At 57.9% G+C, this 16,902-nt stretch carries 12 protein-coding genes; 3 read left to right on the forward strand and 9 right to left on the reverse strand.

What is annotated here, in order from left to right; all coding sequences use genetic code 11:
• The first annotated feature begins 39 nt into the window (after nucleotides 1–39).
• Nucleotides 40–600, forward strand: coding sequence for a type 1 glutamine amidotransferase domain-containing protein (locus H9Q16_RS14280; protein WP_191076093.1), 561 nt, complete (start codon nucleotides 40–42; stop codon nucleotides 598–600).
• A 49-nt stretch (nucleotides 601–649) separates the two neighbouring features.
• Here the strand turns inward: H9Q16_RS14280 and H9Q16_RS14285 are convergent, their stop codons facing one another.
• The 7 genes from H9Q16_RS14285 to H9Q16_RS14315 form a co-directional block, all read right to left on the reverse strand.
• Nucleotides 650–1,750 (reverse strand): CaiB/BaiF CoA transferase family protein, encoded by a 1,101-nt coding sequence (locus H9Q16_RS14285; protein WP_191076094.1) that lies wholly within the window; start codon nucleotides 1,748–1,750, stop codon nucleotides 650–652.
• Nucleotides 1,747–2,718: a C45 family autoproteolytic acyltransferase/hydrolase gene (locus tag H9Q16_RS14290; RefSeq protein WP_191076095.1), complete on the reverse strand. Its 972-nt coding sequence runs from the start codon at nucleotides 2,716–2,718 to the stop codon at nucleotides 1,747–1,749. The genes H9Q16_RS14285 and H9Q16_RS14290 overlap by 4 nt, the downstream gene beginning before the upstream one ends.
• A 14-nt stretch (nucleotides 2,719–2,732) precedes the next feature.
• Nucleotides 2,733–4,190, reverse strand: coding sequence for a biotin carboxylase (locus H9Q16_RS14295; RefSeq protein WP_191076096.1), 1,458 nt, complete (start codon nucleotides 4,188–4,190; stop codon nucleotides 2,733–2,735).
• Nucleotides 4,191–4,208: 18 nt separating this feature from the next.
• Nucleotides 4,209–6,947: an aminotransferase class I/II-fold pyridoxal phosphate-dependent enzyme gene (locus H9Q16_RS14300; protein ID WP_191076097.1), complete on the reverse strand. Its 2,739-nt coding sequence runs from the start codon at nucleotides 6,945–6,947 to the stop codon at nucleotides 4,209–4,211.
• A 67-nt stretch (nucleotides 6,948–7,014) separates the two neighbouring features.
• Nucleotides 7,015–8,127 carry a carbon-nitrogen hydrolase family protein gene (locus tag H9Q16_RS14305; protein WP_191076098.1) on the reverse strand — a complete coding sequence of 371 codons (1,113 nt, stop codon included), beginning with the start codon at nucleotides 8,125–8,127 and terminating at the stop codon, nucleotides 7,015–7,017.
• Nucleotides 8,128–8,293: 166 nt separating this feature from the next.
• Complete coding sequence (locus H9Q16_RS14310) at nucleotides 8,294–11,059, reverse strand: TRAP transporter permease (protein ID WP_191076099.1); 2,766 nt, start codon at nucleotides 11,057–11,059, stop codon at nucleotides 8,294–8,296.
• A 149-nt stretch (nucleotides 11,060–11,208) separates the two neighbouring features.
• The gene (locus H9Q16_RS14315; protein ID WP_191076100.1) at nucleotides 11,209–12,165 is read right to left on the reverse strand and encodes a TAXI family TRAP transporter solute-binding subunit; all 957 of its coding nucleotides are present in this window, start codon (nucleotides 12,163–12,165) and stop codon (nucleotides 11,209–11,211) included.
• A 410-nt stretch (nucleotides 12,166–12,575) separates the two neighbouring features.
• Here H9Q16_RS14315 and H9Q16_RS14320 point away from each other — a divergent pair, with 410 nt between their 5' ends.
• A complete protein-coding gene (locus H9Q16_RS14320; RefSeq protein ID WP_191076101.1) occupies nucleotides 12,576–14,192 on the forward strand; it encodes an FMN-binding glutamate synthase family protein in 1,617 nt (538 codons plus the stop codon).
• A 6-nt stretch (nucleotides 14,193–14,198) separates the two neighbouring features.
• Here H9Q16_RS14320 and H9Q16_RS14325 read toward each other — a convergent pair whose 3' ends face one another.
• The gene (locus tag H9Q16_RS14325; RefSeq protein ID WP_191076102.1) at nucleotides 14,199–14,588 is read right to left on the reverse strand and encodes a SpoIIAA family protein; all 390 of its coding nucleotides are present in this window, start codon (nucleotides 14,586–14,588) and stop codon (nucleotides 14,199–14,201) included.
• Between the two features lie 130 nt (nucleotides 14,589–14,718).
• Nucleotides 14,719–16,131, reverse strand: coding sequence for a 4-aminobutyrate--2-oxoglutarate transaminase (gene gabT / locus H9Q16_RS14330; RefSeq protein ID WP_191076103.1), 1,413 nt, complete (start codon nucleotides 16,129–16,131; stop codon nucleotides 14,719–14,721).
• A gap of 194 nt (nucleotides 16,132–16,325) precedes the next feature.
• On the opposite strand from gabT, the gene H9Q16_RS14335 reads away from it, so the two are divergent.
• Complete coding sequence (locus H9Q16_RS14335; RefSeq protein ID WP_191076104.1) at nucleotides 16,326–16,877, forward strand: cupin domain-containing protein; 552 nt, start codon at nucleotides 16,326–16,328, stop codon at nucleotides 16,875–16,877.
• Nucleotides 16,878–16,902 lie beyond the last annotated feature (25 nt).

The following is a 16,902-nucleotide window of genomic DNA, read 5'->3' on the forward strand; positions in this document are numbered from 1 at the left end:
ACGTTGGGTCGGCAATCGTTACCTTAACGGAGTAAGAAAATGACAGACATCACCAATTCAAGAATACTGATTCTATCCACGCATGGCTTCGAGCAGTCGGAGCTTGAGCATCCCCGCGATGCATTGAAGTCCAAGGGTGCAACCGTTCATATTGCGACCCCTGACGGTGAAGACATCACCGGCTGGGACGGAGACAACTGGGGAGACAAGGCGACAGCAGACATGAAGTTGGCTGACGTGGACGTTGCCGACTATGACGCGTTGGTTCTTCCCGGCGGTCAGATAAACCCTGACATTCTGCGCACCAACGAAGACGCCGTCGCGCTGATCAAAAGCTTTGCCACAAAGGGCAAGCCCATCGCAGCGATTTGCCATGCACCATGGCTGCTGATCGAGGCGGGCATTATCGAACGCCGTAAGGCAACTTCTTATGGTTCGATCCAGACGGATATGAAAAATGCCGGGGCCCATTGGGAAGACAGCGCTGTAGTTGTCGACAACGGCATCATCACCAGCCGGTCACCCGAAGATCTTGATGCTTTTGTTGCAAAGATCGTCGAGGAGGTCGAAGAAGGGGCCCATCACCGCGAAGCGGCGTAAAAAGACCCTGATCGACCAAAGGCCTTCTCCGCCCCCGGGGAGGGCCTTTTTATATTTGCCCGGCCCCGGTTTCAGAGGCCAGCCCTAGTGAGTTTAACACGGCTGCGGTGTCTGCGCCGACGGCGCGGGGTGCCATGGGGGACAGATCCGTAAACCTGCTGAAGCGGGGTGCGACACTCGACTGCAGGACCCCATCAGGGGCGATCAGCGCCGCGCGGGCTGCCATATGCGGATGCTCTGCCGCTTCGGTGAATGTCAGCACAGGCGCGACACAGGCGTCTGACCCCTCGAAGATCGCGGCCCATTCATCGCGGGTTTTTTCCATAAACATATCTGCGAATTGTGCCGTTCGGGCGGGCCATGTCGCAACATCATTCTGACTGGCACGCAGGTCTTCTGACAGACCCATTTTTTCCAACAGTATCGCGTAAAACTGCGGCTCCAGGGCGCCTACAGAGATGAATTTCCCATCGCTGCACGTGTAGCACCGATAGAATGGCGCGGCGCCATCCAGCCAATTGGACGCGCGCTGCTCGGACCAGCGCCCGTTTGCCAGCATACCGTGGATCAGCCCCATCATCGCAGGCACGCCATCTACCATGGCGCCGTCCACGACCTGCCCTTTGCCGGACACGCCGCGTTCGATCACAGCGGCGAGAATGCCAAAGATCAGGAACATCGTCCCCCCGCCATAGTCCGCCACCAGATTGAGCGGCGGAATAGGGGGCTGACCTTTTTCACCCATGGCATGTAAGGCCCCGGTCAGGGCAAGATAATTGATATCGTGGCCAGCAGTGTGCGCCCAGGGCCCTTCCTGACCCCATCCGGTCATCCGCGCATAGATCAGGGTGTCGGCGCAATCCTGCGGACCCAACCTCAAACGCTCCATCACGCCGGGTCGAAACCCTTCAATCAGAACGTCACCGCTTTCAATCAGTTTTTGTGCTGCCTGGTGACCTGCCTCTGACTTCAGATCAAGCACAACGGATTTCTTGCCGCGACGGTTGATGTCAGTGGGGTCGGCGGGGGCGGCTTTGCGATCTACGGCGATAACCTCCGCGCCTAAGTCAGCCAGTAATTGGCCCGCCAATGGCGCGGGTCCAAGCCCTGAAAACTCGATAACACGCAACGATGAAAGCGGGCCGGTCATGCCGCACCCGGAACAAGAACCGACCGCGCGCCTTCCTCGAAATTCTTCAGCGAGAGCGGCCAGACCGTACCCGGCCAGCGCAGCTCCATCTCGCCCTTACGCGGGCGGTAGACAGCGGTATAAAGCGTACCAAATCCGGCGTTGAAAGCCGTGGAATAAAGGGGCGGCTTGAGAAACGCGTTGATGAATTTCTCTTCCGGGTCGCGGTGCAGGCGCAGACGCTGCAGCAAGAACCGCTCACGCTCGACTGTTGCGGTGAAACGCGCGTGACTGACCCATTCCACATTTTCCTGATGGTTCGTGGCCACTGCCGCATGGGTGATGACCGCAGGCCTGTCTGGGCCCATCATTGCTGTGAGGTAATTGCGGCGGCGATCGATCACCGTGACATTGTAGCTCATGTGCGTCGGCACACGCTGCAAGACTTCGCCCGCTTCTTGTGCCGTTTCACAGGTTTGCAGCACATAGCGCAGGATCAGTGGCACGCCGAACCCCTGCCCGACGATACGCCGCCCGCCGAAGGTCAATGAAATCGCCAGACCGGCATCATTCACACCGTCGACCAGCCCCCAAAGACCATCAGAGGTTCCCATCACGGTGCGTCCCTGCCAGCCTGTGTGCAGCACAAGGCTGTCGAAAGCCGACGGGTTGTAGTCATAGTTGCGCACCATGACAGGTTCCTTGCCCGCCCAGATCGCTTGTGAGCAGGCGGAAAGGTAAGGTGGCGGGTTGAAAAAGCTGAGGAATCGGGCGGCGTTATCGCCACCACCGGCCAGTTCACACAGCTGATCGTAAAGCGGCAAGAGCTCTGGCATGTGATCCTTCAGTGCGCGGCGGCATTGCGTATATGTAGGGCGCGCGCTATCGCCCTCCTTGAGCCACCATGCGTGATAGTCGGGCCAGTATTCGGCGAAAAGCCCAGCCCATTTGGGGCCGGGCTGATCTTCGTGCAAAGCGCGCCAATACATGAGAGCCTTTCGGGCTAGAGGATCTTGAACGCCGGGTCCGCAAGTTCGGGTCCAGCCTGCGCTGTGGGCAATGGTTTCCCATCAACGGAACTCTTGATTCCGTGAATCCACTTTTTCGCACGCTCGTTCAACTGGAAACCCTTGGTCATAGAACGACCGCGCGTGACCAGGATGCCGATGTCTGCCCCTTCATAGCGATAGTCTCCAGGCTGAAGGATACGCAGAAAGAACGCTTCGTTTTCTGATTCGACGGCGCGGCGGTGATAATCGAAACGATCAAACACAACGCTGCCGTCCTCTTTCATCTTGTATATCCCGGTCTCGGGACAGGCCGAACAGATGTCGACGCTGTCTTCGGTATGCTTGATCACCATCTGGGACCAGCCGTCGATGTTGTCCGGATCTGCCCAGCGCGCGTTCAGTTCGTCCACATCAAGGTTGAACTTTTTCTTTGAGAACTCCAGCAGGTGGAACAGGAACAGCGGCGCATCTGCATGCGCAAAGGCGGCGTGGTTTGTCATGGACGACGCCCCGGTGATGCGCGGGTTCAGTTCCCCCAGCCAAAGATCGCCGGTCTTCTTGTCGATCAGGAAATCCAATTCAAAGTATCCGCGATACCCTTCCTTGCGCAGCTGTTCACCGAACTTGAACGTCAACTCGCGCGCTTTTTCGCGCACCTTGGGCGGAAAGGCAGTGGCCAGCATTTCGTTTCCACACCAGCCGCCGCGATAGGGCGTCAGTTCCTTGAAGCCGACGAGTTCGGTCATCAGGGGACCAACGATGGTGCCTTCCTTGGTCGCACAGGCTTCAATCGCTGACCCGCGGCAATCGATCCGCTTCATCACTTTGATTTCGCCTTCGCCTACGATCTCACTCTCGTGACGGCGGAAGTCAGCCTCGTTTTTGATAAAGAACGTTGTGTGGCCGGAATCGCCAAAGGCCGATTGCAGCACCAGATCGTTACCCAGATTGTTCTTCTTGCAGATCTCCTTGAGGTGCTCGTAGTCCTTCACCTCGCTCAGCGCATTGGGCACAGAGGGCACGCCCGCCTTGTTGCCGATGCGTACGGTTTCGATCTTGTTGTCCATCGAAGTGCGCAACTTGGCCTTTGGGAACCAGACAGAGGCACCCAATTCCTTGGACAGACGTTCGGTTTCCTCATCGAACATCAGAAACACGAACTTGGGCTTGCCACCGCGCCGCTTGATGAAGTCGATGACTTCCTTGTGCTGCAACAGATAGTTGTTGATGTCCTCGATGGACTGGAATTCCGCATGCGGCTGCTCGGAGGGGCAGAACACGTTGGGGTGCTTACCGCCGTAACAGTCGATGTAGCAGATGTATTTGAAATTCTTCACCCATTCGTCCAGCCCCAGCAGGTTAAAGTTGGTGGCAGAGATGAAATAGATCGGGTCTTCGTTGCGGTGAAAGAACCGGCGGATTTCAGAGATATTCTTCAGAACAGTAGCCATAGGTGAGGTCCTTTTCGTTTAGTTCGGGGAATGAGACAGGTCTTTGACGCGGACGTTTTCCAACGCCTCCGCAGTAAAGACACGCAAGCCCAGATCGGGCCGGTAACCATGAATTTCGCTGACATCCAGCGCACGCATGAAAGACAGGATTTCCTGACTGACCACCTGTCCGGGCACCAGAATGGGAAAGCCGGGTGGATAGGGGATGATAAAGCTGGCAGAGACAACCGTCTCACCTGCATCCATCGCTTCCTTCAGGGACCCATCAAGTTCCAGATAGTCGCAATTGGTGTCGTCGTAGGCCAGAAAGAACGCCGAACGGATGTCGCCCTCTGGCGTTTCCTCGTCTGCGCGAAATGCCTCGTGAAAGCGGCTGAAGTCGGGCAGCGGCGGATAGTTCTCTACTAGATTGGAGACCCGCCGATCGAACGCACGCCTTTCCATATTGGAAGCGTCATCCATCAGATCGTCCAGTGAATGGGCAATCTCCACCAACACCTCGATCAGATAAGCGACTGAGGACCGCGTGGTACCAATGTTTGTCATGAACAGCACAGTATTGCGGGATGTTTTGTTGATCTGGATGCCGTATTTGTCCATCAGGATCTGCGTCTTGAACGTATCGCCGTCCCAACCGGTCCCGCCGACGGCCAGCGTCACGCGGGTGGGATCAAGGGCAAATTCATCCTGTTCCCAGCTTTCCCACATATCGGTCCAGCCGCGTTCTACGTCATAGTAGCTTTGGACGCCGCTGGGGCGGTATTCTTCGGGGATCATGTCGCCGGGCCTCAGCACCCGGAAATATTTACTGAGCAAAGGATGATCGCTGATTGCGCGACGCATTGACATGGCCGCCTCGATCTGGCGCTGGACAAATTCGAACCCTTCAAGCTCGACCTGTCTGCGCCCGACATCCAGCGACGCAATGATCTGGTAATTGGGTGAGGTAGAGGTGTGCGTCATATACGCCTCATGGAACGACTGTTCGACTTCGCCTTTGAAGTCCTGATCGTTGACATGAATCATCGACCCCTGACGCAAAGAGGTTAGCGTCTTGTGGGTCGATTGTGTCGTATAGACCCGCACGCGCGTTTGTGGCGGCGGGATCAGTCGGGTGTTCAGAAGTGTTTCAGTGTCCGCACCTTCAAGTTCCGCCTGCTGCGCCTCATATTTCTGCGCATGTGCTTCAGTGCGGAGCTTTTCGCGCAGGTTATTGGCCACATTCATGCCCGTGCGCTGGCGATAGGTCGGGTTAAATCGGGCAAAGGCAAACCACGCTTCGTCCCAGAGAAAAACAAGGTCGGGTTTGATTGCCAGACATTCTTCCATCACCCGCTCAACGTTGTAGACAAGCCCATCAAAGGTGCAGTTGGTCAGCAAAAGCATGCGAACGCGATCCAACTTGCCCGCCTCTTTCAATGCGAGCAGCTGATGCTTTATTTCGCGCAACGGCACCGCGCCGTACATCGAATATTCGTTGAGTGGATAGCTATCGAGATAGGACACCTGCGCGCCCGCCAAAACCATGCCGTAGTGGTGCGATTTGTGGCAATCGCGGTCGACCAGGACGATGTCACCGGGGCGAACCAGCGCCTGTACGACGATCTTGTTACAGGTCGACGTACCGTTGGTGGCAAAGAAGGTCTGTTTGGAGCCAAACGCGCGTGCGGCCAGTTCCTGCGCTTCCTTGATCGGTCCGTGCGGTTCCAGCAGGCTGTCGAGCCCCCCGGACGTGGCCGAGGTTTCAGCGAGAAAGATATTGGGGCCATAAAACGCCCCCATGTCCTGAATCCAGTGACTGCGCGAGATTGATTTCCCACGACTGATGGGCATCGCGTGAAAAACGCCCGTGGGTTGCTTGGAATATTCGACCAGCGCCGTAAAGAACGGCGACTTGTTGCGTGCCTGAACCCCGCGCAGGATGTTCAGATGCAGCTCCATAAAGTCTTCTTGATTATAAAAGACCCGTCGGCAAATCCCCAGATCAAGCCCGGCAATATCCTCGACGGACCGTTCGGTCACAAGGTAAGCGTCCAGTTCCGGGCGGACATTGGCGATCATCCGACACAGCTCTGGCCCGTAGTTTTCCGGCTGCAACGCATCGATGGCTTCGTGCCCGCCGGCGCGCGCAAGAAAGCGGGTCAGGATTTCCTCTTTCACCGTCGATTTCAGGCTGAGCCCCGGGCGTACGACAATGGCCTGGATGTTGTGGTTGAAAAGCACCGCCACCAGCGCGTCTTCGATGCTGGGCACTACGACGGCCTCGTAAACGAACGGGTCTTCGTGGCGGCGCATGCGTGTGACGTTGTTGCGCAGCCAGCGCTCCTGCTGATCTGATACGTCATCAACAATCAGCACTTCAAAATAGGGCTTGGCCATGGCGCGCGCTTCAGGCGGCAACATCGCTTCGTCTGCGTGTTCTTCTTCGTCCACGCTGTCGCGTTCAAGGGGGATGGATCTGCGGCGGTAAGCGCCGGTTGTCAGGGCCCGGGTCACGCGGTTTACGGCAAAGGCAAGGTCAGCGACGTTTCCGTGTTCAAACTGGCGGCGCATATGGTCAAACGCGGCCATACCGGGAAACGCCCAGTAAGGTTCAATCAAGGCAAGAGATTCAAAAAGGTCCTGAGCTTGCTTATTCAACTTTGCGATGGATTGCTGGGGCGGGCTACGTTTGAGCGCAGAGGTCACTTCGCGCAGCGCGCTCCACCGGTCTGACCGCAGTTGGATCGCCGAAGAGTAGTCATTCATCGCATGCATCAGTCGTTCTCCGCTTGGGCGGATAGGCTGACACACGAGCGGACCTTTGGCCCGCCTTATGCGCAGCCTAACCGCTGGATAGTGTTTCAGAGCCCGTCAGGACTCCGGGTGTCACCGGAGCATTGGGCATGGATGCCGCAGGCGCGGCGGTAGATTTTGCGACGGGCGGTTCATTCGCGGTTCCAGCCGATGGGTTCGGCATCGGTTCGGGCGCGAAACCGCCAGGTGTGTGTGAAAATGCGGGCATAGATTCCTGGCCCTTGTACGCCGGAGCCTGCGGGATGCGCTCTGCTGGCACATCAACATGAAGGCCGGCGCGGCTTCCCTGTTGTGGTATTTCCAATGGACCTAACGTCTGAAGATAGGCATCCGTTCCACTGGATCGGTCATAAACCGAAAAGTCCGTGGATCTGTCGCGGAAGGATTTGAGCACCTGCCCAAGGCCCTTCATGCCCGCCTCGCGCTGGCGGCGCACCATATTGAGGTCAATCTCGATCGGGAACATGTCTTCCTGACCTGCTGACTGGTGCAGCACCATAGAGGTGGGATCAACCACGCAGGATTTGCCGACGCCGCCCGCACCAAGACCGTTGACGTCAAAGATATAGCACTGGAACTGTGCCGCCGTGGCACGTGCGATGGCCAACTCAGCATCGCGGTCGGTGGTACCGGTCAGCACCGGGTGCAACAGAACCTCTACGCCCTGCGATGTCAGTTGGCGTGTGGTTTCCGGGAACCAGATGTCATAGCAGATCGAAAGACCGAAACGGCCCACATCAGGCACGTCAAAGACACAGAATTCTGTCCCCGCAGCAATGCCACTTTCATAAGGCCGAAACGGAAACATCTTGGCATAACGGCGCACGATCTCACCTTCGGGGTTGATCACCACCGAGGTGTTATAGACCCGCCCGTCCTCGGGGTTCTTGAGGAACATCGAACCGGGAATAAGCCAGACGCGATGCTTGCGTGCCGCCTCCTGAAACTTTTCGATGGTCTCGTTCTCGGGCGGCAAGGCGAACCTGTCGAGCGGTCCGAAGGGTGCCAGTTCAGAGAACAGAACCATCTGCGTCCAGGGGAACCGCGCCATCAGGATATTGAGGCGCTGGATCATCCCTTCCACGTTGGATTCAAGGGCATTGACGTACATCTGTACGCCGGCAATAGCAAAAGGTGTCATGGCTGATCGCTCCATCCTGTCAGACTGTCCAGGGCGATGATGTATCTCGCCCCCAGCCTGCTTTCGGATGTCCATACGCCCTTCTTGAGCGATGTGGAACAGGTGACTTTGCATCCCCTCCATGCGGCCATCGGACCGCTGTATTTATGCGCAGACGCGATGGCGATCAGGCCGCAGCTTGCTTGTTCGGTGCCTTGTCGGCGCGACCGCGCTGGAGAAACACGATCAGGCCTAAAAGCAACAACGCGGGGATGAACATCAGGTACTTCGACAGCTGCGAAACAGGCTTGAGAACACGGAGCACTTCCTGATCCCAATCAAGGCCCGCATTCTGCGCGGCGCTGTCAAAGGACACGTCATCGATGATCATCTTCCCGCCGTCTTCTCGGAAGAGCAGTCCTGCATTTTCCAGCTTTTCCTCGCCACTCGCACCGTCGCCAATGGGCAGGATCGCCACGAATTCGATCGGATCACCCAGATCGTTCACACCCGCAATCCGCAGCCGAAGGTCCTCGCCCGCTGGTGTGGCCCCGGCAGCCTCAGTAATTTCTGTTGGTGCAACCTCTTCGAAGGGGGGCGATACCATGTCCATCCAGTACCCCGGACGGAAAAGCGTAAACGCGATGAGCAACAGCGCGATGCTTTCGTAAAAGCGGCTCTTGGCAAGGAAATAGCCTTGGGTCGCCGCCGCAAAGAGCAACATCGCGACTGTCGCCACAATGAAGACGAATATACCCTGTCCCCAAGTGACATCGATCAGCAGCAGTTCGGTGTTGTAGATGAACAGGAAAGGCAGCGCAGCGGTGCGCAACGAATAGAAGAAGGCTACCGCACCGGTCTTGATCGGATCCCCGCCAGACACGGCGGCAGCAGCAAAGCTTGCCAGCCCCACAGGCGGTGTCACGTCAGCCATGATCCCAAAGTAGAACACAAAGAGGTGCACAGCGATCAGCGGCACAATCAACCCGTTCTGCTGGCCAAGGGTCACAATCACAGGCGCAAGCAGTGCCGATACAACGATGTAGTTCGCCGTGGTTGGCAGGCCCATGCCAAGGATCAGGGACAGCACAGCGGTCAGTGCAAGAATGGCCAGCATATAACCGCCCGACATGACCTCGACGAGATCCGCTAGGGCCGCGCCGACGCCTGTCTGGCTGACGGCGCCCACGATGATACCCGCGGTCGCCGTGGCAATACCGATCCCGATCATGTTGCGCGCGCCTGTCACAAGACCGTCGATCAGGTCAAGAAACCCATTCTTGATGTCCTCACCCATTTTGCTCTCGCCACGGAAGATAGCCGTCAACGGGCGCTGCGTGACCAGAATGAAGATCATGTAGGCCGTTGCCCAGAACGCTGAAAGGCCGGGCGACAGACGGTCTACCATCAGGGCCCAAACCAGAACCACGATGGGCAGGATGAAGTGCAGGCCGGAGCGGATCGTGGGGCCCGGCACCGGCAGCTTTGTCACCGGGGCGTTGGGATCGTCCAGCTTGAGCGGGGCCTCGCGAGAGGCCACATAAAGCAGGCCAACATAGACCGCTGTCAGGAAGACAAAGACGATATAGCCAGCTGTCTCAGGGAACGCCGGGCGGATCCAGCCCATCAGGTAGTAGACTGCGAAGCTGAGCGCGCAGATGGCGGCGACCGTGAAGGCCATGCTGATCAGCCAGGCAACCCACGGCTTGGGTTCGACCGGGCGCGGCAGGCCTTCCAGACCGGCTTTCATCGCCTCAAGGTGGACGATGTAGACCAGCGCGATGTAGGAGATTGCGGCAGGCAGGAAGGCGTGTTTGACGACTTCCGGGTAAGGGATGCCCACGTACTCGACCATCAGGAAGGCAGCAGCCCCCATCACGGGCGGCATGATCTGGCCGTTCACGGAACTGGCCACTTCGACCGCGCCCGCTTTTTCGGAACTGAAGCCGACCTTTTTCATCAGGGGGATCGTGAAAGTACCCGTGGTCACCACGTTCGCGATGGAGGACCCTGAGATCAAGCCTGTCATGGCCGAGGACACGACCGCGGCTTTCGCCGGTCCGCCTTTCATATGACCCATCAGCGAGAACGCGACCTGGATAAAGTAGTTGCCCGCACCCGCTTTATCCAACAACGACCCGAACAGGACGAAGAGGAACACGAAGGAGGTCGATACGCCCAGCGCGATACCAAAAACACCTTCGGTCGTGATCCACTGGTGGTTTACGATCTCAGAAAGGCTGTTGCCCTTGTGCGCGATGATGCTGGGCATGTTCGGGCCCAGCACGGTATAAATCAGAAAGGTTGAGGCGACGATCATCAGGGCGGGGCCCAGGGCACGACGGGTGGCTTCGAGCAGGATCGTGATACCGATGACGGCGACGACGTAGTCCTGCAGGATCGGCGCGCCGACACGGTCGGCGATGTCGCGGTAAAAGAGGAACAGGTAGAGGGCAGCAAGAGAGCCAAGGATGGCCAGCGCCCATTCCCAAATGGGAATACGGTCCTTGGGCGACCCAAGAACAACCGTCGCGGCGACAAAGATCGCGGGCAACGGAATCCACCACGTGGCAACACCATCTTTGGCAGCCACCATGAAGAGACCGGCAAGTGCCAGAGGGACGATCACGCCAAGCGCAATCTGGAATGTGGTACGGGCAGCAGGGAAGGCGAGAACGCCTAGAAAAACCGCAAAACCCAAATGAATTGAACGCGCTAGGGTGTCGTTGAAGAGACCAAAGGGCGATGCGATATAGAGCTGGAACAGCGACCAGGCGAGAGCAACGAGCATGAGCAACATGCCAACAGGACCGGCGACGCTGCGGCCACCCGTGTCAGACGAAGCGACCAGTTCGTCCAGTTCATCCTGGCTTAAACCACCGCGCGCGCCGGTGGCTTCGGTCTCAACCCGGGCGGCTTGTTGCTGATACTTTTCGTTGTCATTTTGCGCCATCGTGTGTCCCCCTGTCGCCCAGCGTTTTTGCCGGTGCGGTTTTAGTCAGTGTCTGGCGGTGGTAGATGGCGGCAGGTGTTCTGCCGCCATCTGTTTCACGTCGGTGTTATGTCGGTATCGCGTCGGTATTTCCGACCGATAGTCCGAGATTACATCCAGCCACGTTCTTTGTAGTACTTCTCAGCACCGGGGTGCAGAGGCGCGCTCAGACCGCCAGAGATCATCTCTTCTTCGGTCAAGTTCTCAAACGCGGGGTGCAGACGCTTGAAGCGATCGAAATTGTCAAAGACCGCCTTGACCACCTGATAGACCACATCTTCGTCCACATCGGCAGATGTCACGAACGTCGCCTTCACACCGAAGGTGTTCACGTCGTTGTCCGTGCCCTTGTACATGCCGCCCGGAATAGTTGCGGCGGCGTAATAGGGGTTGTCGTTGATCAGGCCGTCGATGGCGTCACCGGTGACCGGCACGAGCGACGCGTCGATGGTGGAAACAGCTTCCTGAATGGAGCCGTTAGGGTGACCAACAGTATAGATGATCGCATCGACTTTGTTGTCGCCCAACGCGGCAGCTTGCTCAGCTGGCTTGAGTTCCGAGGCGAGTGCGAAGTCATCCAGCGTCCAGCCCTTGGCGTCCATCACGACTTCCATGGTGGCGCGCTGGCCGGAACCAGGGTTGCCGATGTTGACGCGCTTGCCCTTGAGGTCATCGAAGGAGGTGATGCCACTGTCGGCACGCGCGATGACGTTGAACGGCTCACCATGCACGGAAAAGACTGCGCGCAGGTTGTCGAACTTATCACCCTCGAACTTGGAGGTGCCGTTATAGGCGTGGAACTGCCAGTCGGACTGGGCCACGCCCATGTCCATATCGCCAGCCTTGATCGCGTTGATGTTGGCGATGGAACCACCGGTCGAAGGCGCTGTGCACTTCATTCCGTGATCGGCAGAGCCGCGGTTCACCAGACGGCAGATTGACTGGCCGACGACAAAGTACACGCCGGTCTGACCGCCAGTGCCAATCGTGATGAACTTTTCCTGAGCCATTGCGGTCGTCCCGGCCACCATGGCTCCTGCGACTGCAAGCATCTTGAACATTTTCATTAAGTTTCTCCCTTTTTTGTTTTGGGCACCGCCAGCCCGGAGAGCTGAAGGATATACCATCTTGAGGCTAGTCCATGGATCGCGATGATCAAGTTTCTCCCCAAATGACCACACAAGGCGGTCGTGCATCCCCCGGCGTGGCATAAAGCATATGACACAAGGAGATTCTCCATCGGAGGTTAGGCCTGTTCGATATTATGATCAAGCAGTCTATGCCCATCAAATTGTAACTATATAACTGTCTATTATCTATCGAGAAATTTGGTGGTCGCGCGGAAATCTGGGCAGTATCAACAATAATTCGTTTAATAAATTAAACAATTTTGGTCGTCTTGAGAAATCTGGCGCTTGCGTGCCCCGGCAATCCGGTCAAACGTGATTGTAACTCATCAAAAGCTGGAACACATCACATGCCCGAATTCAAAGAACTGACGCGGTACACGACGTTATTGGTCGTTGATGCCCTGGCCCTGCTGTCTTTCATCCTCATGGTCGCATGGTCATGGTGGTTTGCGCTGCCGTTGGTTTTCTTTGTGATCCTCGCCGTGATCGGGATCTACGACGTCACCCAGAAACGGCATTCGATACTGCGCAACTATCCCATTCTGGGGCATATGCGCTTCATTTTTGAAGGGATTCGCCCGGAGATCCGGCAGTATCTGATCGAATCGGATCAGGACGAAGAGCCCTTTAGCCGCGATGACCGCAGTCTGGTGTATCAGCGGGCCAAGGGACAGGAAGATGCGCGGCCCTTCGGGACCCGCGAACGGGTTTATGATGCGGGATATTCGTGGGTGACCCATTCGGTGCAGCCCAAAGAAATACATGACCACAATTTCCGCACATTGATTGGGGGCAAGGACTGCAAGCAGCCCTATTCGGCATCGCTCTACAATATTTCGGCGATGAGCTTTGGGTCGCTTTCGGCCAATGCGATCGAGGCCTTGAACACCGGTGCGCAGTTGGGCGGTTTCGCCCATGACACCGGCGAAGGATCGGTCAGTCGCTATCACAAGGCGGGCGGCGGCGATCTGATCTGGCAGATTGCGTCGGGGTATTTTGGCTGTCGCGCCGCGGACGGGTCTTTTGACGCCGAAAAGTACAAGGAAACCGTCGCGCTTGATCAGATCAAGATGGTGGAACTGAAGCTAAGCCAAGGGGCAAAGCCGGGGCATGGCGGGATGCTGCCTGCATCCAAGATCAGTCCCGAAATCGCAGAGGCGCGCGGTATCCCGGAGGGCGTGGATTGTATCTCACCCGCAGCCCATTCAGCGTTTTCCACGCCGCTTGAAATGATGGAGTTTATCGGCCAGTTGCGGGATATGTCGGGCGGCAAGCCGGTTGGCTTCAAGCTGTGCATCGGGCACCAACGTGAGTTCATGTGCATGGTCAAGGCGATGCTGGAAACCGGCATCACGCCGGATTTCATTGTCGTTGATGGTACAGAAGGCGGCACAGGTGCCGCCCCGGTCGAGTTTTCGAACCACGTTGGCATGCCGATGGTCGAGGGGCTGACGTTTGTGCACAACACGCTGCGCGGTGCCGGTATCCGGGACCAGATCAAGGTAGGGGCGGCGGGCAAGATCGTGCATGCCTTTGACATCGCGCGGGCGCTCGCGCTGGGGGCGGATTGGTGCAATTCGGCGCGGGGTTTCATGTTTGCCATAGGATGCATTCAGGCACAGGCCTGTCATACCAATCATTGCCCTGTGGGCGTCGCCACGCAGGACAAGACCCGCATGCGTGCGCTAAGTGTCAGCCACAAGAGCAAGCGGGTCGCGCGGTTCCATGAGAACACAATGGAAGCCCTGGCGGAAATGACCGGGGCAGCAGCGCTGGATCATCCCAGTGATTTCCTGCCGCGGCACCTGATGATGCGTCAGAGTGACCGCAGCATGACCGAAGGGTCAAACGTCTATGCATATCTGCCCGAAGGGTACCTGCTGGACGACAATGCAAAGGATTATCGCGGCAACAAGACCCGCTGGGCCCGTGCCCGCGCGGACAGCTTTGCACCGATAGACTGACACGTCCTATTCGGCTGGTGGAAGGGGGCCGTCCGGGCGATTCAGGTGGGCTGCAAAGTCGCGCGCCTTGCTGACGCGGGCGGGCTCAAACTGTTGCAGCGATCCCGCGGGCATCAGCGCATCCACGGCAGACACGATCCCTGAGACCGCGCGGTCATGTGTGACGACGGCAATGCGCGCAAACTTGTCAATTTGCGCGAGCAGCCGATCAAGGTGCGCAGGTTTGTTCACGAGGTCGCGATCCGTGTCCGTGATGTCAATGACAGCACTGATCGACCCTTCGTCCGGCAGGTACGGATCCAGCGCGGATTCCAGTTTTTCGATATCGTTTTGTTCGATGGGTCCGCGCACTTTCATTTCGACGGCGCGTGGCGCAAATTTGTTGATTTCAATCATCTTCACCCTCCCTGCAGATACAGGGAAACCCGTGGACAGTACGATTGGTTCCAACATTTGCACGCCTGAGATAAAATAGGCCGCCGGTCAGAAACCGGCGGCCTTGCACTGCGGGGGGATGTGAGGCGCCCTAACCTTCGGCAACAGCCGCCTGAACGGCTGCTTCGAAGATGGCCATGCCTTCATCGATGATCGCATCAGATGCGGTCAGCGGCACCATCACGCGCAATGCGTTGCCATGCATGCCACAGCTCAGCAGCAGCAGACCGCGCTTCATCGCGTGGGCGATGACGCGCTTGGTAAAGTCCGCGTCAGGGGTGGCGGTATCGAAGTCGGAGACGAATTCAACCGCGACCATCGCGCCAAGGCCGCGAATGTCCCAGAAACGGTAGGGGGCTGAGCGCGCGCCGATCTCGGCAAAGCGGGACTTGAGCGTCTCACCCATCGCGGTGGAGCGGGCGAGCAGGCCCTCGTCTTCAATCGCCTCGATGGCTGCAAGCGCTGCGGCGCAGGCGACGGGGTTGCCGCCGTAGGTGCCGCCCAAACCGCCGGGGTCCATCGCGTCCATCACGTCAGCGCGACCGATTACACCGGCCAGCGGATAGCCACCCGCCATGGATTTCGCCACGGTGATCAGGTCAGGCACAACGCCGGAATGCTCAATTGCGAACCAGGTGCCGGTACGGCCAAAGCCTGCCTGCACTTCATCAGCAATCAGCAGGATGCCATGTTCGTCACAGATATCGCGCAGTTGCTGCATCATGTCGAAGGGCACAGGCACATAGCCGCCTTCACCCAGCACGGGTTCGATGATGATCGCGGCAACGCGGGACGGTTCTGCATCGGTCAGGAACAGATTCTTCAACCCGGTGATCGCGTCGTCCACGGTGATCCCGTCACGCACGGACGGGAATGGGGCGCGGAAGACGTCCGCCGGGAAGGGGCCGACGCCTTTCTTGTAAGGAGACACCTTGCCGGTCATGCCGAGGGTCAGCAGGGTGCGGCCGTGATAGCCAGCCGTGAATGCGATCACACCGGGGCGGCCTGTGGCGGCACGGGCGATCTTGACGGCGTTCTCAACCGCTTCGGCACCGGTGGTGACCAGCAGGGTCTTCTTGGGTGCGTCGCCGGGGGCCAGGGCGTTTAGCTTTTCAGCCAATTCGACATAGGGCTCGTACGGGACGACCTGGAAAGACGTGTGCGTATAGTGGTCTTCCTGCGCTTTGGCGGCCGCGATCACCTTGGGGTGACGATGGCCTGTGTTCAGGACGCCGATACCACCGACGAAGTCGATGTAGCGGTTGCCTTCAACATCCCAAAGTTCGGCGTTTTCGGCGTATTTGGCGTAGACGGGTGCTGCGGATGCGACACCGCGGGCGACGGCGGCGTCGCGGCGGGCGATCAGTTGAGCATTGGTGACATCTGCGGCGGCAACGGCCTGAGACACGATGGTTTTCACTTGATCGGCCTTGGGTGCGGCTGCTTTGACGGCTTTCTTCTTCGGGGCGGCCTTGCGGCGCGGCTTCTTTGCTGTATCGGTCATGTTCGATTCCTCTGGCTCGAAAACATCTCACGAAACGCAGATCATGCGTTTAAAATCTGCTATCCTACTGTTTAAAATAATTGTCAATTGAGAATTTGAGGCCGGACGGGAACCGGCTGGAATTGGCTACTATTTTCTTTGTGACAACGCCCCCTGTCGGCGCTAAGCATGCCGTCAGCAAAGGAGGAACCGCCTTGGATATTGGTCACAAGTTGAGGTCGATCCGCAAGCAACGCGGTTTGTCGCAGCGTGAGCTTGCCGCGCGTGCGGGTCTGACGAACGGCACCATATCGCTGATCGAAAAGAACCGCACAAGCCCGTCCGTGGCCTCGCTCAAAAGCTTGCTGGATGCGATCCCCATCAGCATGGCAGAGTTCTTTTCGACACTGGAAGAACCGGAAGTGCCCAAGGTTTTCTATCGGGCGGATGAGTTCACGGAAATCACACCGGGCAGTGCGGGTCAGGTATCACTGCGCCAGTTAGGCAATGCAACTGACCACAGTCTGCAGGTTCTGCATGAAACCTATCCCCCTGGTGCGGACACCGGGCCGGAGTTGCTATCGCACGTGGGCGAAGAAGCGGGGATTGTCGTCAAGGGTAGTGTCGAAGTGACGGTAGATGGAGTTGTGGAAGAGCTGCATCCCGGAGACGGATATCTTTTCGACAGCCGCCTACCCCATCGGTTTCGAAATATCGGGAAAGTTGAATGCGAAGTGGTGAGTGCATGCACCCCGCCGACCTTTTAGGCCGACGGGGTGCAAAACTGTTTTC

The organism is Sulfitobacter aestuariivivens, from assembly GCF_014763045.1.
GTDB lineage: Bacteria > Pseudomonadota > Alphaproteobacteria > Rhodobacterales > Rhodobacteraceae > Sulfitobacter > Sulfitobacter aestuariivivens.